Raw genomic sequence first — 20,075 nt, forward strand, 5'->3', positions numbered from 1 at the left:
CAGATCTTATTGTTCCGTATCACTTGGTTGTAGATGGCTTAAATCTATATCGTTTACATCTGCGCCCTGTGCCGCAGGTGCTGTGGTTTCAAGCCGTTCAGTCGTGGGCAGATTGACTGCTGCTTGTTCAGATGCAGCAGGGTTTTGTGGTGCAGCATTTAGCGCTTCTGCGGTGACATCCACATCATCGCCAGCATTTACAGGTAAATCGGCTGAAGATGACAATAATGGCGCAGAGGTGGCTTGTATGTGTTGTTCGCTCACTTGCTCTGCCTGCGCTGCGTGTTGCAGTTCGGATTCAGTCCCGACAGGCATCGTCATCGGTACATTGTCTTGAGCCAGATTGGCTTGTTCGGCTGAAATTTGGTTTGCAGGCTGTTGCGCTATATTTTCTGCTGGACTTGTTAAGTTTGTATCTGTACTCGGTACAATGCGTATCTGACCATTGGCGATTAATTCTTGTAGTGAGCCTGCTTGCCCATTAATCGTGGTGCTTATTTTGACTTTAGATAAACTTTCTAAAGTATCACCTGCTTGAATGGGTGGTTCGGCAAAGGCAGAAATGCTGATACTGCTACCAACCAAAGCACAAGCAAAAAGATGAAAACGCATGTATTTCTCCATCAAAAATCGCAAAAATAAAGTTAAAACCAATTTAAATCGTCAATGACATCCAGCTAGAGCAGCGCAATGCGCTTGGGTGTCGCTGAGCGATGTCTTTAAGGTGTATTTAGCTTGGCAGATTCGCTAAAACGGATGCAATCAAATCTACCAAACTTGATCTAGACTGATGTCAAAAGTGCTTAAAACTCAGGCTGTGTATGGCTTTTGTGGTGTTATGGCGCGGGTTTTGTTTAATTGTTAGACGAACAAGAGGTGCTTCATATACAAGCTGTGAGTGGATTGTTAAGCTCGGGCAAACTCTGCGGATTTAGAGCGAAGTCACAGTAACGGTTATGGCAAGAAAACGGCGCAATTCCAACAACATTTGGACTCAAATTTTCAATCAAAACAGCTTGAAAGTGCTACTCGGTGTAGTGGCAACAGGGAGTTTTGTGATTGCTTTTGGTCAAGAAAAAATTAGCCAGTGGACTTCACTGGTGCCGAGTTCAGGAAATAGTGCTTGCCTAACCCAGTTCTATCGAGAAACGCCGCCCTATTTACTGAAAAATAGCCTGCAAAAAGACAGCTATCCGCTGTGTTTTAATGACTTTAATGTGATGTATTCAGGGGTATCCAAAACCCCGTTATGGGTGGCAGAAGCCTTAACACCAGCGCGTTTGAGTCAGCGGATTCCACGTGAAGATAACTTTCACGAAGAACCGCGCGTCAAAGCCGAGCATCGTGCGACTTTGCTGGATTATCGTGGTTCGGGTTATGACCGTGGACACATGGCACCGAATGCCGACATGACCAACTTGGCAGCTCAGTTTGACAGTTTTTCTTTGGCAAATATGGTGCCGCAAGCCCCTAAAAATAATCAGCAGGTCTGGCGTGAACTTGAAGAAGCCACCCGAGCGGTGGTGACTAAGCAAAAGCAAGATGTGTATGTGATTACGGGGCCAAGTTTTAATGCCAAGCGTCTAAAAACCATTGGGCAGGGCGTTATTGTGCCGACTGCGGTGTATAAAGCTGTGTATATGCCCAAAACAGGCGCGATAGGGGCTTATTACGCGCCCAATAACGACTCGTTACAGGTGCAAGTGGTGAGTGTCTGCTATTTAGAAGAACAGTTGGGCATTAATTTATTCCCACAATTAAGTGAAGAACAAAAGCGCAATACCTATAAATTGCCTTTGACTGCAAATGCTGTAAAAGCCAATACACCGATTGCCTACTCACATTGGGATGCAGAAAGCCAGTGCGCAGAAGATGTATCTGCTGAGCAATTACAAGCCTTGCAAACCGAATTTAAACGCTCAGGCAGTAGTCCTGCATCGGGTGCTAGCATTGATGCAGATACCCAAGATGCAATTGTGAAGCAATTGATTGAAGCTTTATTGCAATATATTTTACAGTTGTTGAAATCTTAAACTGGGTTAAGATGATGGATATTGCATCCTTCATGCTAAGGTGAATTCAATGTTTAAACCGTTTCAAAATGGGACTGAATCACATGCGATTCATGACTTAACCTTAGAAAATGATTTAGATTGCATCAATGTGTATGGCAATTTGCAAATCAGCAAAGATCAGGCGGGTTTACAGGCAGCCAAAGCACTACAGGCTTTTTTGAATGAAGTTGTTGCAACTTTGGAGCAGACTCCGAATCTGCCTGAAAAGTTAGATCGTCCCGAAGCGGGTGAAATTGAAAATCCATTTTTATAATGGATGCCATCTCAAGATATTAAATCTACTTTAATCTGCTCATCTAAGCCATTAAAAAGCCCGCTCAAACGCTTGAACGGGCTTTGTTGTTTTGTGTGTTTTTAGATAAATCCCAGACATCTTGAAAAGCTGTGGATTTAAAGTTTTGAAGATCAGTCTTCAGCTTTTGCCATAGCGCGATACAGCACCGCACCAATCACCGCACCAATCACCGCACCTACAATCGGTGCAACCCAGAAAGCCCAAAGCTGGCTGAGTGCTGCAGTTTCAGCAAAGAACGCCACACCTGTACTACGTGCAGGGTTCACGGAAGTATTGGTTACAGGAATACTGATCAGATGGATTAAGGTCAGTGCCAAACCAATTGCAATTGGAGCAAAACCTGCAGGTGCACGTTTGGCGGTTGCACCCATAATCACCATCAAAAAGCCAGCAGTGAGTACCACTTCAATCAATAATACTGAACTGAGGGCATATTTTCCTGGAGATAAATCACCATAACCGTTGGTCGCGAAACCGCCTGTGCCTGCAAAACCTGTCTGACCCTGTACAATCAGATACAACACCAGTGCGGCCAGAGTCGCACCAATAATTTGTGAAATAATATACGGTGCGAGTTCTTTGGCTTCAAAACGTCCACCTGCCCACAAACCAATACTGACTGCAGGGTTAAATTGACCACCTGAAATGTGCCCAAGTGCATAGGCCGCGGTTAATACGGTCAGACCGAACGCGAGGGATACCCCCACAAAACCAATGCCCAATTCAGGAAAAGCTGCAGCCAATACCGCACTACCACAACCACCAAATACCAGCTAGAATGTGCCAGCCAGTTCTGCGAAATACTTATTCAATTTGATTCTCCAGTGCTTATTTTTTGAGTTAATTGATCAAACTTCAATTAAATTTATCGCATTTTAGATCGATATTGTGATGAATTTAACATAAATTAAAGTAAAAAGAAGCAATCATGAAGCACGTTGCATCCGCCATTGTTGTGGTGTGTGCTGCGTCCATTGTTTAAACGCACGCTGAAAGGCACTTTGTTCTGAATAACCCAGCAATAGCGCAATTTCTTGCAGACTTAAATGTGGGTCTTGTAAATATTGTTCTGCCAATAAACAGCGTACTTCCTGCATGCGTTTTTGGTAGGTCGTGCCTTGCTGTTGCAAATGACGTTGCAACTGACGTACAGAAATATGTAATTGCTGAGCAATATGTTCAATTTGATACATATTTTTTTGCAGCCCCGTCAAAATGGCTTGCTGTAAACGCTGATCGGTTTGGGTGCTATTCGGTAGCTTTTCCAATAAGGCTTGTGCCTGTTGCAACAATAAATGCTGTAAGGTCTGATCGCCCTGATGAAAGGGTTTTGCCAGTTCGGAAACAGGCAGCAACACTTGGGTAATTGGCTGAGAAAAACGCACTTTGCAATGAAAATACTGCTCATACAGTGCAATATTTTTAGGCGCAGGATGATGAAAATGTACTTCGTGCAGGCAAATATCTTCAAACTGCATAAAGTGCTTCAAAAATTCCATCATCAAGGCAATGGCAATTTCATCGGTTAATTGTGTGGTCATGTGCACGGATAATTCTGACCAACGAATGGATAAGTAATCGTTTTGTGCTTCGACCTGCAACGGGCCACCATCGTAAATCAAGCGATGAAAATCGTGGTAACGCTGTAATGCTTCACCCAGATGATCACAGGACAAGGCTAAATACGCAATGATGCCTAAATGTTTGGGCTGCACGTATTTGGCAATTTCCAAACCCAAAGCAGGTTGTGGTAATTGTTGCTCCAAAGTGCTGAGCAAGTCACGCCAGAGGGCATAATCAAAACGTTCCAGATTTTGAATCTGATGTAATTTTTCTGGAATGGGCAGCTTTTTTGCTTGGTAATAGCACATCAATAAATGCCCTAAGCCACCATAGACCGAGCCCGTATATTCTTTGAATTGTTGCATGTGTTATCGGTTTATTTTTGTCGTCATTTGTCAATGATATTGATTTTTTTGGTCAAGATCTAGTCAATCTCACATGCCTATAGTGAACATCAGAGTCAAGATGTCCTGTGTTTAAGGAGAAATAGCGATGTGGAAAGGATTTCTAGCAGGTTTGGTGGTTGCCAATGGTTTTGAATGGGTGGCACATAAATATATTTTGCACGGAACGCATCGAGCAGGGCAGCGCCGTTATAGTCCTGTGCCTGAAAGTATGAAATCACATTGGGAACATCATCGTGAAGTGCGTAAAACCAGTTTTCACGATCATGGCTATGTCGAAGGGATTCGCAACTGGCGTACCAAAAATGAAATTGTGTCTTTGGCTGTGGTGGCAACGGTGGCCAGTGGCGTGTTCTATCCAATTTCTAAGGGTATGAGTTTGGCTGCGCTATATAGTGCTGCGAATTATTATTATATTCACCGTCGTGCGCATTTAGAGCCAGAGTGGGCAGTTAAGAAAATTCCGTGGCATTATGACCATCACATGAACAGCAATCAGGATGCGAACTGGTGCGTGACCAAACCGTGGTTTGATTATATTTTAGGAACGCGAGTCATTTCAGCACCTGCCTTACAGGAGCAAAATCCGTTAGGCATTGCCTTACCTCGGGTGATTGCACAGGGTTTAAACCATCTGTCTGCTGCATATTTTCCTGCCAAATGGGTCGAGAAAAAATTAGCTGTGGCAGAGCAGTTATCTTAACTGTATTGCAGCAAATGAAGGTTTGTACTGACAGCTTGGGCAAGTCTTGTCGCAAATGGTCAATGTTTTTGGTGTTTTTGGTCAATATTTCAGCTAAAGCTCTGCGTATATTGTGTGCAGTGAAATATCCACGGATGTTTCGGTTGAATATTGTGTGATGATAAATTGATTTTGTTGATTATTTTTTTATAAGTCTATTTAAAAAGATAAAAGAACCTCAGCGCTGTGGTTTTTTGAGTTGATAGGAGTCTTCGGACTCCTTTTTTTCTGCCTAAATTTTACCTTTACTTCAATTTTAAGCTAAAAAAAGTGCAATCTTCAGATTGCACTTTTCACAGTTCGTTTGCACTATGATTTTACAAACGCATTTCAATGCCTTGTGCTGCCAAATATTGTTTGGCTTCAGGAATGGTATGCTGACCAAAGTGGAAAATTGAGGCTGCCAGTACCGCATCGGCACCGCCTTTTAAAATACCATCTGCCAAGTGCTGTAAATTACCTACACCGCCAGAAGCAATGGTAGGTACCATTACACGGTCATTGATGGCACGCATGAGCGCCAAGTCATAGCCTGCTTTGGTGCCATCGGCATCCATTGAGGTGACCAACAACTCACCTGCGCCGTAGTCCGCCATTTTCACAGCCCATTCAATTGCGTCAATACCAGTGGGTTTACGACCACCGTGGGTGAAAATTTCCCATTTGTTATCACCCGTTTTTTTCGCATCAATAGCAACCACAATACATTGTGCGCCAAAACGTTGTGAGGCTTCTTGCACAAATTCTGGGTTAAACACGGCTGCAGAGTTAATGCTGACTTTATCTGCACCTGCGTTCAATAATAGGCGAATGTCTTCAACCTTGCGCACGCCACCACCAACGGTGAGGGGCACGAACACGGTTTCTGCCATACGTTCTACGGTACGATAAGTCGTATCACGACCATGATGGGTAGCGGTAATGTCTAAAAAGGTGATTTCATCGGCACCTTGTTCATTATAACGACGCGCCACTTCGACAGGGTCGCCCGCATCACGAATATCAAGGAATTGCACGCCCTTAACCACGCGACCATTATCTACGTCTAGGCAAGGAATAATACGTTTCGCTAGCATAAATTTTTCCAATTATTACAGCCGATTATGAAACTCACCCACACAAGCGCTACACCTTGGCAGATGGAGCGGGTATTCTATCAAACTTAGCTCAGGTTTTTCGCAGGTTTTCTATGTCGGTTTATACTCCTTTGACTTTAAAGGAAGTTCAGGTCTTTGCAGCGCCTTATGGATTGGAGGTGGTCGAGCTGATTCCCATTCAAGGGGGGATTCAAAATACCAATTATTTTTTGCGCTGCGACAATCAAAACGAGTACGTGCTGACCATTTTTGAAGAATTAGATCAGCAAGCGGCAGGTGAATTAATTCCTGTATTGCAGCATTTGGGGCAAGCGGGTTTGCCTGTGGCAGTGCCTTTATCCTATTCGGGACAAGCCATTCACCAATTAAAAGAAAAACCTGCACAAATTGCACCGCGTTTAATTGGGCAGCATCCGACACTGGCAACAGTGGCGCAAGTGGAAGCGATTGCGATTGCACAAGCCAAAATGCATGTGGCCTTACAAAATTTTCCTTTGCAGCGCGATCATGTACGTGATCATGCTTATTGGGCAGGGGTCGCACGCCAATTAAAACCAAGCATGCATGTGGCCGATCAAGCCTTACTGTCCAAACTTTTGGGCTTGTATGAAGCTTTAACCGCAGTCTATCCGCAGCGTCCCAAAGGTTTTATTCACTCGGATTTATTCCGTGACAATACCTTGTTTGCAGATGATCAGTTGCAAGGCATTTTAGATTTTTATGAATTAAATCAAGATGAATTGCTGTTTGATATTGCGATTACGCTGAATGATTTTTGTACCGATTTTCCTGAGCTGAGCTTAAATGAAAGCAAGGCGATTGCATTTTTAAATGCCTACGAAACGGTGCGTCCTTTAACCCAAGACGAAAAAGCCTGTTTGGAACTGTATTTGGCAATGGCGGCAGGACGTTTTTGGTTAATGCGTTTGCAGGTGGCTGCTAAAAATGCGGCAGAAGGGCGGACAGGCGCAGATATTTTGCAGAAAAATCCAGATGAAATGCGGAATATGCTGATTGAACGCTTAAAGTTTGTGACAGCTTGAGGGATATAGAACATGCGTGATCAAGGGCGTTTAGTCGAATGGTTTGATGAGCAGGGTTATGGGTTTATTCAGCCGAATGACCACCAAAAAGATCGCGTGTTTTTACACATTAAGGACTTCGCCCGACAAGGGCCACGTCCAATTGTGGGCTGTGCCTTGGAATATACCGTAACTGTGGATGAGCGCGGACGTTACCGAGCACAGCAAGCGGTGTATTTAAAAGCTTCGCAGACCAAAGCAGCAAAGGCATCTGCTGTGAGTGCGAAAACATCCAACATCACGCAAAAAATGCAGCCGATGCAAATATTATGTGTGGCTTATATTGTTGCTTTGGCTTTGCTGACGCTGTTGGGATTGCTCAGCGGCATGTTGTTATTATTCATCAGTTTGATGAATGCGCTGAGTTATTGGCTGTATGCACAAGATAAAGAAGCTGCACAGCAGGGCGGGCGTCGTATTCCTGAAAATAATTTGCATATCGTGGCTTTTTTAGGGGGCTGGCCTGCAGCATGGTTAGCACAACAAAAATTACGCCATAAAACACAAAAACAACCCTTTGGTAAGATTTATTTTTGTACGATAGGCTTAAATATCTTGCTGATTTTATGGTTAATTTCTCCGTTGAATCAGCTCAGTATCTAATTGGGAATATTGTTCCAGTAACAGGCTTGTCAGGTGCATTATGTCAGAAGCAGAGCATTCATATTCAGTAGATCAAGACCCACATCGTTCATTGACCATGATTTTATATGTGCTGTATATCGTGGCGATTTTTTCTGCGGGGATATTGGCCATTATTGCCTTAATCATCAACTATTTAAAACGTAGTGATGTACAAGGTTCAATTTTTGCCAGTCATTTTACTTGGCAAATTCGCAGCTTCTGGTGGTATCTGTTTTGGAATATTGTGGCCTTTGTGCCGTTCTTTTTGGTGTTCTTTAGTCCAGATGCGCAAAGCTTTGCCAGTATGACTTTGGCTGCGACACTTTTCTGTATCGCAGTGGTTGCTATTTCGTGGTTATGGATTGTTTACCGTGCTATACGCGGTTTAATTCGCGTGAATGATAATTTACCGATGTATCATTAAATTCACGTTCGTTCGTCTTTTTAAGATGTTTTGAGCGATCTTGCCTAGATGCTGTTCATTCAACTTTTTGGGATGATGTGTTTCGTTTTAAAAATTTTGGTCGCCATTCGCTGACCAGCACGCCTAAAACCACCAGTAGTCCACCGAACAACGCCAGAACTGCCAAGCGCTCGCCTGCCAAACGTCCAATCAATGCGGCCCAAACAGGCTCACCTGCATAAATAATAGCAGCTTGCGCAGGGTCTACTTGTCGTTGCGCCCAGTTCATCACCAATTGAATCACGGCACTGGCAATGCCTAAGCCGAGCAAAACAGCAAGGAGTGACCACTGAAATTCGGGCAATTGAGTTTCTCCAACCCATGGTGCAATCGCAAAACACAATAACGATGCACAACCCAGTTGGATGAGGGTAACGCGCTTTAAATTGACCCGATTGGCAAAATAGCTAATTAAAATAATTTCAAAGGCAATCGCAATTGAACCGATTAAAGTAATGGCTTGTCCAAAACTTAACTGAATTGCGCCTAAGCCATTGCCTGTTAAAAAGACCAAGCCTACAAATGCCAAAATAGCACCCAACCAAGTCATGACATGCGGACGTTGATCAAAGCATAACCACAGCAATAGCGGTACAAGCGGGACATACAGCGCCGTTAAAAAGGCCGATTCGCTACTGCTGATACTTTGTAAGCCAATGGTTTGAGTGACATAACCTAGCGCAATGACTGCGCCTATGGCAAAGCCTGCATAGAGTTCATCGATGCTAAAACCACGTAAGCTTCGCCATGAAATCAGCCCCACGGCCAACGTGGCTGCGGCAAAACGTAAGCCTACAAACAGTACTGGACTGCTGAAGTTCAAACCGTATTGCACGGTAATGAAGGTTGCACCCCAAATTAAGGTAATCAAAATGAGCGCCAGTTGCGGCGCTTTGCTGCGAAGCATTGGTGAAAGCTGAGACATAGAACCAGTGGGAGATGAAGAAAACTCAAAATGAGTAAAATAAAATCAAAATAAAAAAGAGGTCCGCAGACCTCTTTAAAAATACGCGGCAGAATTACAAAGATTGCTCATCTAAAAGCAACTGTGCCTCACGCAGGCTTAACGTGCCTTCGTAAATTGCACGACCTGTAATCGCACCTAAAATGCCAGGCTGACCTTTTAGGTTGCGTACGTCATCTAAATTGGTCACACCGCCAGAAGCAATCACAGGTAAGCCTGAATATTGCGCCAAGTTTACGGTTTGTTCTACGTTCACACCTTGCATCATGCCATCACGGGCAATATCGGTATAAACAATGCTAGATACACCTGCATCGGCAAAACGCTTAGCTAAATCTGTTGCCTTCACGTCTGTGACGTTGGCCCAACCATCAGTAGCCACCATGCCATTCATGGCGTCAATGCCGACAATGATGTGTCCTGCAAATTTCTTGCAGGCTTCTTCTACAAAAGTAGGCTCTTGTACGGCTTTGGTACCAATAATCACGAACGATACGCCTGCATCCAAATAGTGTTCGATGGTTTCGAGTGAACGAATACCGCCACCAATTTGAATTGGAAGATCCGGTTGTGATTTTGCAATCGCTTCAACCACAGGTTTATGAATTGGCGTACCTGCGAAAGCGCCGTTTAAATCGACTAAATGCAAGCGACGCGCGCCTTCATTTACCCAGTGTTGTGCTGTTGCCACTGGATCGTCAGAAAATACAGTATCATCTTCCATACGACCTTGTTTTAAACGAACACACTTGCCATCTTTCAGGTCAATTGCAGGGATGATCAGCATGCTTTCGCTCCTTGCCAAAAACTTATTGAATTCAATCTGTGCATCTTAACAAAGTATTGTTAAATATCTAAGCATCTGTTGTAGGTTTTGTTTTAGAGGGACGAATCCGCAATTTGAGTGAACTGTTTGGGATATGCTCGGGCAATAGACCCAAACGCCCCAATTCTTCAAATATCAACACAGGTGCGTAGGCATCGGCGGCAGCATAGGCAATTTGTGCTTCACTGAGCTGTTTGCATGCCCAGTTTGAGGTGCTGATACTTCGGCTTTTAGGGAAATGAACGTGAAATAATAATGCCATGGCATTTTTAAGCCCAAGCGGACTTTTAAAACCAAAACTGCCAAAACATTTGGATAGTTCAATCACGCTATTCAGTTGTATACCTTTTTTACGAAATAAATGGGCATCATTTTTCAGCCCAAAACCTACTTTAATTTGATCGCGATTGGCAAAAACTGGCTGCAAAAATTGCCAAATGTCATCATTGAGCTGAAATAGATAGGCTTTTTCTAAGGTTGCGAGCTGAATTAAATGCGGGCCTGTAGAAACTTCGCCTACATTAAACGTGGGTTTAGATTCAGAATCGAAACCCAAGACAGCTGCGGTTTTCAGTTCAGCTTCAATTGCTAGACATTGCTCTAGATTTTGAATCAGTACAATATTTTGACGCGCAATATTTTCAAACAGTGGCAATTGCCGAATTTCATCAGGGCTAGGCAGGGTACGCAGACGAGTGAGATCCATAACATTCAAAGCGGTAAAGAAGCGGTTTTAGCCTAAAGCGTTTTGCGGAATTTGGCAAAGTTTAAAAGATTGAAAATGCTGTGCAGGACAAAGATTGCAGCGAATATCCTGAAAAAATAGCCCAATAGATGGGCTATTTCGAAATATCAACCAAGTGGAATATTTTTGCTTAGACGTTGCTGAATATACCTGACAAGAAGCTGCCAATAATCGCCAAAATCATCAGCACAATAAAAATCCAAGCCAGTACTTTTTCCCAACCTGCAGTTTCACGTACCGCACCATAGCTATTTTGACGATCATCGCCAGGTGCAAATACCAAATATAAACCCATAATAATATTCACCAAAGGCACCAAAATCAGCAAAGATAACCAGCCAGTATGATTGCGGTCATGCAAGCGGCGGATGGTGAAAATAAAGCTAAAATAGAACGCAACGATATAAATGATCACGAGCAAGATCATGCCGATGCCCATAGAGCCAGAGCCGAGCTCTAGCAATAAATTGGGTGCAACAACGGCAATAATTGCAATCAGTACTGCAAGCCCCAAGCTGAGCAAACAGTTCCACGCTAAAAATGATAATCGACCAAAACGCCCCGCTGCACTGAGTGCAGAATCTTCTACATATTGACTCATTGTTGTAATTCCTAGATTTTTTGAATTTTCTGTCGCATACCGTATATTTGCTCAAAAATCTTGTGAGATATCTCTCTCACATCGCAAACATAGACCAATTATCGACAGACTCTCAGTTTATTTTGAATAAAAGGTATAAAAAACGCTTTAATTTTAAACACAAATCAATGTGCAATAAAAGTGAAAAACATTCACGCAAAAATAAAGCCGAGATTAACTCGGCTTTATTGATTGAAGCATCCTGAATATTAGATATTCCATTCCACAAAGTTTTTTAGTAACTGCAAACCAACAGTGTGACTTTTTTCTGGGTGGAACTGCGTTGCAAACAAGTTGTCTTGATGCAGGGCTGTACAGAAAGTTAAACCATAATCACAGGTCGCGGCCACGATTTTTTCATCTTGCGGTTCAACATAAAAACTATGCACGAAGTAAAAACGCGCATCTTGTTCAATGTTGTTCCACATAGGGTGGCTCGGGTCACGTTGATGTACCTGATTCCAACCCATGTGTGGCACTTTTAAACCTGCTACTTCAGGAAAGCGTTTGACTGTACCTGCAAAAATGCCCAGTGCATCTGCTCCGCCATTTTCTTCGGAATGTTGCATCAGCGCCTGCATGCCTACACAAATTGCAAGTACAGGTTTATTAAAGACCGCGTTGCGTACCACGTCATCAATGCCAGCTTCATGCATGCCTTGCATACAATCACGCATAGCACCCACACCTGGAAACACAATTTTATCGGCTTGTGCAATCAGTTTTGGGTCATTGGTCACATCTACCGTTGCACCCACATGCTCTAAAGCTTTCGCTGCAGAGTGTAAATTTCCCATGCCATAGTCAAGAAGGGCAATTCGGGTCATTAGAGTGTTCCTTTGGTTGATGCCACTGTATTTTCAGCACGCGGATCGACTTCACATGCCATGCGTAAAGCACGTGCAAATGCTTTAAATACGCTTTCAATTTGGTGGTGGCTGTTTTTACCTTTGAGGTTGTCGATGTGCAGTGTCATTAATGCATGGTTGACAAAGCCTTGGAAGAATTCTGAGAATAAATCCACATCAAAAGTACCAATACGTGCGCGGGTAAATGGAATATCCATAAATAAACCCGGACGACCCGATAAATCGACAATCACACGGCTTAAAGATTCATCAAGTGGTGCGTAAAAGTGACCGTAGCGTCGTAAACCTTTTTTATCGCCCAAAGCTTGAGCAAAAGCTTGTCCAAGCGTGATACCACAGTCTTCTACAGTGTGGTGATCATCAATTTCCAAGTCGCCATCACAATGAATATCAATATCAAACAAACCGTGTCGCTTGATTTGATCAATCATATGGTCTAAAAATGGAACTCCAGTGTTGAGTGTGCCTTGACCCGTACCGTCCAGATTCACACGAACTCGAATTTTAGTTTCGTTGGTATTTCTCACCACTTCACTGATACGTTGGGTCATAGACACGTTCCTCAAAAAACGTCAAAAATGATTGATGTAAAATGTTTTCGCTGTGACGAAGTCTCAGCATATTAGATTGCTCAGGAGGGTTAATCAATGCCTATTACCGTACATGCCTATACTTCACTGGAAAATACCGAAGTGCGCAGCCAGCTTGAGCGACTGTATGATACCAGCCCTGAATTTGGCGATGGGCAAGATGCGGTAAGCCAACTTGAGCAGAACTTGGCTCAGTATACCCTACTTTACACGGCAGAATTTAATACTAAAGTGATTGGTGCGATTTGGTGCACAGGGCAAGATGATCATCGTACGCTTGAATATATTGTGGTGCATCCTGCAAACCGTGGTCGAGGTGTGGCAGATCGTTTGGTGAGTGAGGTGTGCCGTATGGAAGAAGCCAAAGGTGTGCAGCACTTTCAGCCGGGTTGTGGTGCGATTCATCGTTGTTTGGCGCATTTGGGTAAGTTGTGAGTTTTTAAAAAGCTGACGTTGTGTCTGTCTTTTCAGTTTATCCGTATAGGTCAAAATTAAATTAGTATCGAAAATCCCTTCTCTTGCGCCATATATGGCTCAGGGATGAGGAATATCTTCCGTAAGAGGATGATGGGGGATTGAAGTATGGTTTTAATCGGATTTGTGAAAGAAGTTTATCTAAATCCTATATTGTTTTTTGTGCTTGCACAGCCACAATTTTTAGCTAAGGTTTAAATAGCTTTGCGTAGGCATCTTCCTACTTTGGCAAGACCCAAAGTAGGCAAAAGTCTTTTGTTACCCATACACGACATCCTTGTCGTGATGGGTAACGTGGGGCATCCGTGCCCCACATTCGCGTATCGGAAGTTTGTCAAAATTTAATTGGAAAAGAACTCATTTTTAAATTTTTGGGTGATATTTCAGCAGAAATAGAATGAGGTTGCTGTAAAAGTAAACATTTGCACTGAAAAGCGAAAAAGACTATTGACGATTTACAGCTGAAACTGTTTAATACGCGTCATTGGCGTGATAGCTCAGTCGGTAGAGCAACGGATTGAAAATCCGTGTGTCCCCAGTTCGATCCTGGGTCTCGCCACCATATTCAAAACGGTTAAACGTTTTCAATCCCTGATCCCATCAGGGATTTTTTTTGCATAAAATTTATGCGATCAAATAAAAAAGTGATGATTTTTATTGACTATTCAGCCGAGATACGGCTTAATACACGGCATTGGCGTGATAGCTCAGTCGGTAGAGCAACGGATTGAAAATCCGTGTGTCCCCAGTTCGATCCTGGGTCTCGCCACCATATTCAAAAAGCCTCAAACACTGTTTGAGGTTTTTTTTTCGCCTCTAGGTTGGTCATAGAGAATTATAATTACATGCAAAGCGCATTAAAATTCCAAGAAAAATTGCATACCCATAATAGATTTAAGAAAGTGAAAAAGACCGTTTATCCGAGTCAAGGTGAGCCAAAATTGATTTTCAGGTAGGCTATAAAACGTATACGGTTGCAGTGAAAAATTTTTTTCTTGCATGGTGTAAAACTGCATTGTCCTGAAATTACGTTGCGAGACAAGTTTATGAAATTTATAAAAATATATCCTTTGCTGCTGATATTGGGCTGTCCATGGAGCATGATGGTCCACGCGGATGACGCGGTGACCTTACCCACCCTGCACGTACTGGCCGAGCCAGAGTTACGTACAGAAACCGGGATTGTGCCGTATCAGAATGATGAAAAAAATCTCCGTGCTTTACAGCATCAAGTTATTCGTAATTCACGTGAAGCACAAAACTTTATGATCGACAGCCATGTGGTTGCCAATCTGGAAATTCAGCCCTTACAAGCACAACCCGACCTAAATTCGTTATCGCCCTTTCTACAACAGTATGTATTGAGTATTGCTCAGGGTTTACAGTCGAGTGATCCTACACAAGGCTTGTATATTATGTTGCAACCCTTTGGTATAAACCGTAGCAACAGTATGCAGCCCATCGATCGTGATATGCATATACAGCTCGACCTGAAAAATGTCAGCATTGGTGCGATTGAACATTCTATAAATAATTTTTCTGTACCTGAGCTACCGACACCGAAAAAGTAATCATTTTTCTTTTGAAAAAATCCTTAGCTTTGCCAGCGAAGCCTATATTTGCCGCCGCGAGAAAGTGGCAAATGCCTGCGCAGTTGAAAATTGGGGCTGTTTTCAGCCTGTGAGCTAGTCATGTTCTTCAGAGATCATTACTCCGTTATATGCTCAGCCAGTCGGGAACCACCGGGTCAGTTTTAATCCTGCCCAGAGCTGGAAATTGGCTCCATACGATGTTAAATATTATCAATTGAATGATCAGCGGGTGCTCATTGCCCAGACCAGTTTTAGAATTGATCAGGTCATTGATTAAATTTATAAATATTATGAGCATCGTTAAATGAAAGATCTGTTTTCTGATGACAGCTTGCGCTATAAACAGGCCCGTCCGGCTTATTCTGCAGAAATTGTCCAGGAAATTTTAAAGCATGTACCTGAACGAACTTTTGCCTGGGATTGTGGTGCCGGTTCGGGGCAGTTTACCCAGTTATTGGTACCACATTTTCAGCAGATTTTAGCCACAGATTTAAGTCAAGCACAGTTGGATTTGGCACCGCAGTGGGCAAATGTGAGTTATCGTATCTGCTTGGCGCAAGACAGCGGATTGGCAGATGCGAGTGTGGATTTAATTACCGTTGCACAAGCGATTCACTGGTTCAATTTTGATGCCTTTTATGCCGAAGTGCATCGGGTGCTAAAACCGAGTGGAATATTTGCTGCGGTGGGCTACGGTCTGATTCAAGCTGTAGATCCTGAGGTGAATACCGCAATTCAACGCTTGTATTTTCAGACCTTAAAAGGTTGTTGGGATGCTGAACGTCGTTATATTGATGACTTATATCGCACGATTCCTTTCCCATTTCAAGAAATCGTGACACCCGAACTTTGCCTGAAATATCGTTGGTCGGCAGCACAATTGCTGAATTATTTAAACACTTGGTCGGGACTGCAGCATTATTTAAAGCAACATACTGATACGCCCTTGCTTGAATTACAACAATTGTTGCAGCAGCAACCTGCTCAGGGCTTGGAAATTCAGTTTCCAGTTTTGCTGCGTTTAGGTCGCTTGGTATAAAAAGTCAATGTATTGAGTGATTTTTGAACTTAAAATATAAGTTGGTGAAAAAAGGATGTTTCTCCACAGGTGTAATTTACCTATGTGCGAGGTGTCCAATGTTAAAATTTTCTCTCCCTATTTTATTCAGTCTTGCGCTGAGTCTCCCTGCGACTGCTTTTGCCAATCTTGATCAGCCTTTACAGGTCTTGGATGATTGTGCATTAAGTGCAGAATATGGGCAATCCAACAGCTTAAATTTGCTGCATGATCAATACCGTTTTACCGCGCAAGATGTGGTAAATCAAGTTCGAGCTGAACAAAACCTAGACTTAGCAAGCAAATTTGCAACTTTGGGTTCTCGTTTTTATATCAACCCGCAAGGTCAAACTGTGCTGCAAATTCAACGTGATGTGGTGTCTTTGGGTGTGATTGAAACCACACTCAGTGTGGATGGTTTACGCCAGTTAGGGCAGCATTTTATAGATGAATTTAAAGCTTTGGCATTTGAGTAAAATGGAGTGCGTTGTCGCAAATGACCTTGTGACAATCTAAGACATAAAAACTTAAGACATAAAAAAACGCCCTGAAAAATCAGGGCGTTTTTTATTGCACGCGAATTATGCTGGTTGCGCAGATTCTTGTTGTGCAGGAGTCAACATGTGACCGTGTTCTTCGAAGTTTGCATGCCAAGATAATGCTTCACGAAGTAGGTGAGGAGTGTGACCACCTTTTGCACATGCACGCTCAAAGTAATCATTCAATGCATTGCGGTACATTGGGTGTACACAGTTGTCGATAATCGCACGAGCGCGTTCACGTGGTGCAAGACCGCGTAAATCTGCTAAACCTTGCTCAGTAACCAAAATGTCAACGTCGTGTTCGTTGTGGTCTACGTGCGCAGCCATTGGAACGATAGATGAAATGTCACCGCCTTTCGCAATTGATTTAGTCACGAAAATCGCCAAGTGTGCGTTACGCGCGAAGTCACCTGAACCACCAATACCGTTCATCATTTTGGTACCGCATACGTGGGTTGAGTTCACGTTACCGTAAATATCAAACTCAAGTGCAGTGTTAATGCCAATGATGCCTAAACGACGTACTAACTCAGGGAAGTTAGAGATTTCTTGTGGACGTAAAATGAATTTGTCTTTGTAGTGTGCAAGATTACCAAATACGCGATCGCCACATTTTTCAGACAAAGTCATTGAACAGCCAGAAGCGAACTTCATTTTGCCTGCATCAATCAATTCAAACGTACAGTCTTGGAGTACTTCTGAGTACATCACCAAGTCTTCAAAGTTAGAGTGTTTGAAGCCTGTTAATACTGCATTTGCAATTGAACCGATACCTGCTTGTAAAGGTGCCAAGTTTTTCGGTAAACGACCTTGTGCTACTTCGTTTTCAAAGAATGCGATCAAGTGATCTGCAATTGCTTGAGTTTCGTCATCTGGATTGGTCACGTTAGATGGAGAGTCAAGCAAGGTATCGTTAAATACAATACCCACAACTTTTGCAGGGTCTAACTGAATACCTTTGGTTCCAATACGTTGTTCAACGTGAGTTAATGGCACTGGACCACGTGTTGGACGTGCTTCAGGAATATAAATGTCGTGTAGGCCTTCAAATTCTGTGCTTACAGTGGTGTTGATTTCGATAATGACTTTATCTGCATATTCAACAAAGCTTGCAGAGTTACCTACAGAAGTTGTTGGAATAATTAAGCTGTCTTCAGTAATTGCAACTGCTTCAACAATCGCGATGTCTGGGCGTTTTAGCGTGTTGTTACGCATTTGCTCAACAGTTTCAGACAAGTGTTGGTCAATGAACATAACTTGACCTTGGTTAATTGCTTTACGCAAGGTGTTGTCTACTTGGAACGGCATACGACGAGCCAAAACACCTGCTTCAGTCAATTGCTTGTCTAAATCATTACCAAGACTTGCGCCAGTAATTAAGTCAATTTTTAAAGGGTTGGTTTTAGCGCGTGCCACCAATGCAAGTGGAACAGCTTTTGCTTCACCCGCACGAGTAAAGCCACTCATACCTACGGTCATACCATCTTGAAAGAATTCAGCAGCTTGTTCTGCGCTGATTACTTTGTCGTGGAGGGAGGCTAAACGGATGCGATCTAAAGACATGGCGAACTCTCGTAAAATACTAGACTGATACCGATTGTACCGATCAAAAAAGGTATTTTGCATAGGTGTTAGGCTAAGGTCTAATTTTTTGCCTAAATGGTGGTATAAAAATATAAAATAATACATAAATAATTGAATTTAATCGTTTATTTATATATCAAAAGGTAAATATTACAATTTGTTTGATATATTTTTATACAATTTTGATATGCACCATCTGAATTTTTTACTTTGATCGTCCATCCGATTTGCTGTTGGTCTGAAATTGGTATATAGCAAGCCAGATAGAGATCAAAAGCGTCAGCCGTTTAGAAGTGTTCACTCAAACTTTGTTTGATTTTTTCCAGCGTGCCAACATTATTTTTTTCTTCAACGATTTCAGGTTGTAACGGCAGGGTAATGATGGCTTCAAGACCACCGTGTTCACGGTTTTGAATGGTGAGCTCGCCCTGATGAATATCGACAATACGTTTTACAATTGCCAAACCTAAGCCACTGCCTTGTACAGTACGTGCTTCATTGCCGCGTACAAAAGGCTGCATTAAATCGGCAATTTGGTCTTCTGGAATGCCTGTACCGTTGTCTGCCACGCTAATCCGAATGTGTTCATCCAGCACTTCTGCAGACAACTCAATTGGCTCTGCACCATAGCGTTTCGAGTTATTAATCAGGTTGCCAATCAGACGTTTCAGCGACAAACTGCGCGCCTGAATTAAAGGTAATTCTTGTGCGTTAAAGCGAATATCCAACGGTTTAAACTGAATAATCAATTCCTGCAGCAAAACATTTAAATCGGTTTCTTGTAATTCTTCATCGGAACCATCACGCATATAAGAAATGAATTGATTTAAAATCGCATCCATATCTTCTACATCGTAAATTAAGCCTTCTTTTAAAAAATCATCATCGGGCATCATTTCGGCACTTAAACGAATCCGTGTCAGTGGCGTGCGCAGGTCGTGTGAAATACCTGCCAACATGATACGACGGTCACGTTCAGTCTGTTCCAAGGTATAAATCATGTGATTAAAGGCTTGGTTGACCTCACGAATTTCCTGCGGACCGTGATTGGTTTCTAAATAAGGTGCTTTGCCTGTTTTACTGTAGCTATTGGCGGCATTTTGCAGACGACGCAAAGGACGATTCAGCTGACGTACTAGAGTTAAAATAATTGCTGCAGCTAACAGTGGAATACCCAAAAGCCAGCCAAAGACCAATTCAGGGCTGTAGTTGGCATAGGTTTTAAGGGGTTCACGTACCCAGTTGCCATTCATTTCTGGGGTTTGAATCCAAATACGCGGGCTTGGTTTGAACTGGAAATAGACCGTGACATCCTGCATTTTTAATTCAGTTGCCAGTTTCTTTTCTATTTGTTGGGTAAAAAACTCTGCAATGACTTTTTCCCGTACATTAGGAAACTCACGTGGATCGGTTACATATTCAATGCCGACCCGATTTTTAAGCCACGCATCGACATCGACTTCGGCTTCATTGTGAAAAATGCGCAAATCTGGATTGTTTAAAATTTCCAGTTCAACCGCTAAATAGCGGGCGTGTTGTTGAATTTCAGGTAAATACAAGGTGCGCCAAAAGAACCACAACGACATAAACAGGCTAAACAACACCACAAAAACCACCAGTACCGTGGTGCGCATGGCTGCAGAGCGTGGTTTGATTTTGTCCAGAAAACGCTCCCAGCGGGTACGTTTCTTTTCAGAATACGCCACATAGTCGGTAAATTCTTGTGGGTCGATGGGTTCGAGTTTCACATCTTGTCCTGTGGCAGAGGTTGTAAAGCGAATTTAGTGAGTGAAATTTTATGATGAATATACTTGTTATTGGAATGTCTGTTCTTTAAATCTAGCACA

The 20,075-nt window shown here is 42.8% G+C and carries 22 protein-coding genes and 2 tRNA genes; 12 read left to right on the top strand and 12 right to left on the bottom strand.

The window, feature by feature from the left end:
• Positions 1-6 precede the first annotated feature (6 nt).
• Entirely contained in the window at positions 7-612 is a 606-nt protein-coding gene (locus tag FTU39_RS04570; protein WP_004974369.1) for a hypothetical protein, read from the bottom strand.
• Between the two features lie 344 nt (positions 613-956).
• On the opposite strand from FTU39_RS04570, the gene FTU39_RS04575 reads away from it, so the two are divergent.
• On the top strand, positions 957-2,033 hold the full coding sequence (locus FTU39_RS04575) for a DNA/RNA non-specific endonuclease (protein ID WP_004974371.1): 1,077 nt from the start codon (positions 957-959) through the stop codon (positions 2,031-2,033).
• A gap of 49 nt (positions 2,034-2,082) precedes the next feature.
• Positions 2,083-2,328: a hypothetical protein gene (locus FTU39_RS04580; RefSeq protein WP_004974374.1), complete on the top strand. Its 246-nt coding sequence runs from the start codon at positions 2,083-2,085 to the stop codon at positions 2,326-2,328.
• 152 nt (positions 2,329-2,480) lie between these two features.
• Here the strand turns inward: FTU39_RS04580 and aqpZ are convergent, their stop codons facing one another.
• Complete coding sequence (gene aqpZ, locus FTU39_RS04585; protein ID WP_154320230.1) at positions 2,481-3,143, bottom strand: aquaporin Z; 663 nt, start codon at positions 3,141-3,143, stop codon at positions 2,481-2,483.
• Between the two features lie 153 nt (positions 3,144-3,296).
• Complete coding sequence (locus tag FTU39_RS04590) at positions 3,297-4,298, bottom strand: AraC family transcriptional regulator (protein WP_096902638.1); 1,002 nt, start codon at positions 4,296-4,298, stop codon at positions 3,297-3,299.
• A gap of 127 nt (positions 4,299-4,425) precedes the next feature.
• On the opposite strand from FTU39_RS04590, the gene FTU39_RS04595 reads away from it, so the two are divergent.
• Positions 4,426-5,040: a hypothetical protein gene (locus FTU39_RS04595; protein ID WP_154320231.1), complete on the top strand. Its 615-nt coding sequence runs from the start codon at positions 4,426-4,428 to the stop codon at positions 5,038-5,040.
• A 356-nt stretch (positions 5,041-5,396) separates the two neighbouring features.
• Here the strand turns inward: FTU39_RS04595 and hisF are convergent, their stop codons facing one another.
• A complete protein-coding gene (gene hisF, locus FTU39_RS04600; RefSeq protein ID WP_154320232.1) occupies positions 5,397-6,155 on the bottom strand; it encodes an imidazole glycerol phosphate synthase subunit HisF in 759 nt (252 codons plus the stop codon).
• Between the two features lie 113 nt (positions 6,156-6,268).
• On the opposite strand from hisF, the gene FTU39_RS04605 reads away from it, so the two are divergent.
• Genes FTU39_RS04605 through FTU39_RS04615 form a run of 3 tightly spaced genes read left to right on the top strand, consistent with a single transcriptional unit; the run spans position 6,269 to position 8,306 of the window.
• A complete protein-coding gene (locus FTU39_RS04605) occupies positions 6,269-7,219 on the top strand; it encodes a homoserine kinase (protein WP_154320233.1) in 951 nt (316 codons plus the stop codon).
• Positions 7,220-7,231: 12 nt separating this feature from the next.
• Complete coding sequence (locus FTU39_RS04610) at positions 7,232-7,861, top strand: DUF1294 domain-containing protein (RefSeq protein WP_179994019.1); 630 nt, start codon at positions 7,232-7,234, stop codon at positions 7,859-7,861.
• Between the two features lie 40 nt (positions 7,862-7,901).
• Positions 7,902-8,306: a hypothetical protein gene (locus FTU39_RS04615; protein WP_180051787.1), complete on the top strand. Its 405-nt coding sequence runs from the start codon at positions 7,902-7,904 to the stop codon at positions 8,304-8,306.
• Between the two features lie 55 nt (positions 8,307-8,361).
• Here FTU39_RS04615 and FTU39_RS04620 read toward each other — a convergent pair whose 3' ends face one another.
• The 6 genes from FTU39_RS04620 to hisB form a co-directional block, all read right to left on the bottom strand.
• Entirely contained in the window at positions 8,362-9,252 is an 891-nt protein-coding gene (locus FTU39_RS04620) for a DMT family transporter (RefSeq protein ID WP_228274487.1), read from the bottom strand.
• Between the two features lie 112 nt (positions 9,253-9,364).
• A complete protein-coding gene (hisA, locus tag FTU39_RS04625) occupies positions 9,365-10,096 on the bottom strand; it encodes a 1-(5-phosphoribosyl)-5-[(5-phosphoribosylamino)methylideneamino]imidazole-4-carboxamide isomerase (protein WP_004974395.1) in 732 nt (243 codons plus the stop codon).
• 67 nt (positions 10,097-10,163) lie between these two features.
• A complete protein-coding gene (locus FTU39_RS04630) occupies positions 10,164-10,841 on the bottom strand; it encodes a hypothetical protein (protein ID WP_004974396.1) in 678 nt (225 codons plus the stop codon).
• Between the two features lie 169 nt (positions 10,842-11,010).
• Positions 11,011-11,481 carry a DUF805 domain-containing protein gene (locus FTU39_RS04635; protein WP_004974398.1) on the bottom strand — a complete coding sequence of 157 codons (471 nt, stop codon included), beginning with the start codon at positions 11,479-11,481 and terminating at the stop codon, positions 11,011-11,013.
• 248 nt (positions 11,482-11,729) lie between these two features.
• Positions 11,730-12,347, bottom strand: coding sequence for an imidazole glycerol phosphate synthase subunit HisH (hisH, locus tag FTU39_RS04640; protein WP_004974401.1), 618 nt, complete (start codon positions 12,345-12,347; stop codon positions 11,730-11,732).
• On the bottom strand, positions 12,347-12,940 hold the full coding sequence (gene hisB / locus FTU39_RS04645) for an imidazoleglycerol-phosphate dehydratase HisB (protein ID WP_096902642.1): 594 nt from the start codon (positions 12,938-12,940) through the stop codon (positions 12,347-12,349). Before hisB ends, hisH begins: the two co-directional genes overlap by 1 nt.
• 96 nt (positions 12,941-13,036) lie before the next feature.
• Between hisB and FTU39_RS04650 the strand changes: the two genes are divergently transcribed.
• The 6 genes from FTU39_RS04650 to FTU39_RS04675 all read left to right on the top strand — a co-directional run bounded on the left by FTU39_RS04650 (position 13,037) and on the right by FTU39_RS04675 (position 16,578).
• The gene (locus FTU39_RS04650; protein ID WP_096902643.1) at positions 13,037-13,414 is read left to right on the top strand and encodes a GNAT family N-acetyltransferase; all 378 of its coding nucleotides are present in this window, start codon (positions 13,037-13,039) and stop codon (positions 13,412-13,414) included.
• Between the two features lie 525 nt (positions 13,415-13,939).
• Positions 13,940-14,015 (top strand) — tRNA-Phe (locus FTU39_RS04655).
• Positions 14,016-14,149: 134 nt separating this feature from the next.
• A tRNA-Phe gene (locus FTU39_RS04660) sits at positions 14,150-14,225 on the top strand.
• 331 nt (positions 14,226-14,556) lie between these two features.
• Positions 14,557-15,024: a hypothetical protein gene (locus FTU39_RS04665; protein ID WP_242769863.1), complete on the top strand. Its 468-nt coding sequence runs from the start codon at positions 14,557-14,559 to the stop codon at positions 15,022-15,024.
• A gap of 325 nt (positions 15,025-15,349) precedes the next feature.
• Positions 15,350-16,084 carry a class I SAM-dependent methyltransferase gene (locus FTU39_RS04670; RefSeq protein WP_154320240.1) on the top strand — a complete coding sequence of 245 codons (735 nt, stop codon included), beginning with the start codon at positions 15,350-15,352 and terminating at the stop codon, positions 16,082-16,084.
• A 98-nt stretch (positions 16,085-16,182) separates the two neighbouring features.
• Positions 16,183-16,578 carry a hypothetical protein gene (locus FTU39_RS04675; protein WP_004974410.1) on the top strand — a complete coding sequence of 132 codons (396 nt, stop codon included), beginning with the start codon at positions 16,183-16,185 and terminating at the stop codon, positions 16,576-16,578.
• 105 nt (positions 16,579-16,683) lie between these two features.
• On the opposite strand, the gene FTU39_RS04680 is transcribed toward FTU39_RS04675, so the two are convergent.
• Positions 16,684-18,207 (bottom strand): acetyl-CoA hydrolase/transferase family protein, encoded by a 1,524-nt coding sequence (locus FTU39_RS04680; RefSeq protein ID WP_180051788.1) that lies wholly within the window; start codon positions 18,205-18,207, stop codon positions 16,684-16,686.
• 308 nt (positions 18,208-18,515) lie between these two features.
• Entirely contained in the window at positions 18,516-19,976 is a 1,461-nt protein-coding gene (locus FTU39_RS04685; RefSeq protein WP_004974413.1) for an ATP-binding protein, read from the bottom strand.
• Positions 19,977-20,075: the final 99 nt, after the last annotated feature.

This window comes from Acinetobacter sp. YH12099, from assembly GCF_013419195.1.
In the GTDB taxonomy this organism is placed as follows: Bacteria; Pseudomonadota; Gammaproteobacteria; order Pseudomonadales; family Moraxellaceae; genus Acinetobacter; species Acinetobacter towneri.

Excerpts from the sequence above, each read along its gene's own strand:
- FTU39_RS04580 (WP_004974374.1), top strand. The coding sequence starts at position 2,083 with ATGTTTAAACCGTTTCAAAATGGGACTGAATCACATGCGATTCATGAC.
- FTU39_RS04610 (WP_179994019.1), top strand. The coding sequence starts at position 7,232 with ATGCGTGATCAAGGGCGTTTAGTCGAATGGTTTGATGAGCAGGGTTAT.
- FTU39_RS04575 (WP_004974371.1), top strand. The coding sequence starts at position 957 with ATGGCAAGAAAACGGCGCAATTCCAACAACATTTGGACTCAAATTTTC.
- FTU39_RS04590 (WP_096902638.1), bottom strand. The coding sequence starts at position 4,298 with ATGCAACAATTCAAAGAATATACGGGCTCGGTCTATGGTGGCTTAGGG.
- FTU39_RS04570 (WP_004974369.1), bottom strand. The coding sequence starts at position 612 with ATGCGTTTTCATCTTTTTGCTTGTGCTTTGGTTGGTAGCAGTATCAGC.
- FTU39_RS04620 (WP_228274487.1), bottom strand. The coding sequence starts at position 9,252 with ATGCTTCGCAGCAAAGCGCCGCAACTGGCGCTCATTTTGATTACCTTA.
- hisB (WP_096902642.1), bottom strand. The coding sequence starts at position 12,940 with ATGACCCAACGTATCAGTGAAGTGGTGAGAAATACCAACGAAACTAAA.
- FTU39_RS04650 (WP_096902643.1), top strand. The coding sequence starts at position 13,037 with ATGCCTATTACCGTACATGCCTATACTTCACTGGAAAATACCGAAGTG.
- FTU39_RS04680 (WP_180051788.1), bottom strand. The coding sequence starts at position 18,207 with ATGTCTTTAGATCGCATCCGTTTAGCCTCCCTCCACGACAAAGTAATC.
- FTU39_RS04615 (WP_180051787.1), top strand. The coding sequence starts at position 7,902 with ATGTCAGAAGCAGAGCATTCATATTCAGTAGATCAAGACCCACATCGT.
- FTU39_RS04670 (WP_154320240.1), top strand. The coding sequence starts at position 15,350 with ATGAAAGATCTGTTTTCTGATGACAGCTTGCGCTATAAACAGGCCCGT.
- FTU39_RS04630 (WP_004974396.1), bottom strand. The coding sequence starts at position 10,841 with ATGGATCTCACTCGTCTGCGTACCCTGCCTAGCCCTGATGAAATTCGG.
- FTU39_RS04675 (WP_004974410.1), top strand. The coding sequence starts at position 16,183 with ATGTTAAAATTTTCTCTCCCTATTTTATTCAGTCTTGCGCTGAGTCTC.
- FTU39_RS04605 (WP_154320233.1), top strand. The coding sequence starts at position 6,269 with ATGTCGGTTTATACTCCTTTGACTTTAAAGGAAGTTCAGGTCTTTGCA.
- hisF (WP_154320232.1), bottom strand. The coding sequence starts at position 6,155 with ATGCTAGCGAAACGTATTATTCCTTGCCTAGACGTAGATAATGGTCGC.
- hisA (WP_004974395.1), bottom strand. The coding sequence starts at position 10,096 with ATGCTGATCATCCCTGCAATTGACCTGAAAGATGGCAAGTGTGTTCGT.
- hisH (WP_004974401.1), bottom strand. The coding sequence starts at position 12,347 with ATGACCCGAATTGCCCTTCTTGACTATGGCATGGGAAATTTACACTCT.
- FTU39_RS04595 (WP_154320231.1), top strand. The coding sequence starts at position 4,426 with ATGTGGAAAGGATTTCTAGCAGGTTTGGTGGTTGCCAATGGTTTTGAA.
- FTU39_RS04665 (WP_242769863.1), top strand. The coding sequence starts at position 14,557 with ATGGTCCACGCGGATGACGCGGTGACCTTACCCACCCTGCACGTACTG.
- FTU39_RS04635 (WP_004974398.1), bottom strand. The coding sequence starts at position 11,481 with ATGAGTCAATATGTAGAAGATTCTGCACTCAGTGCAGCGGGGCGTTTT.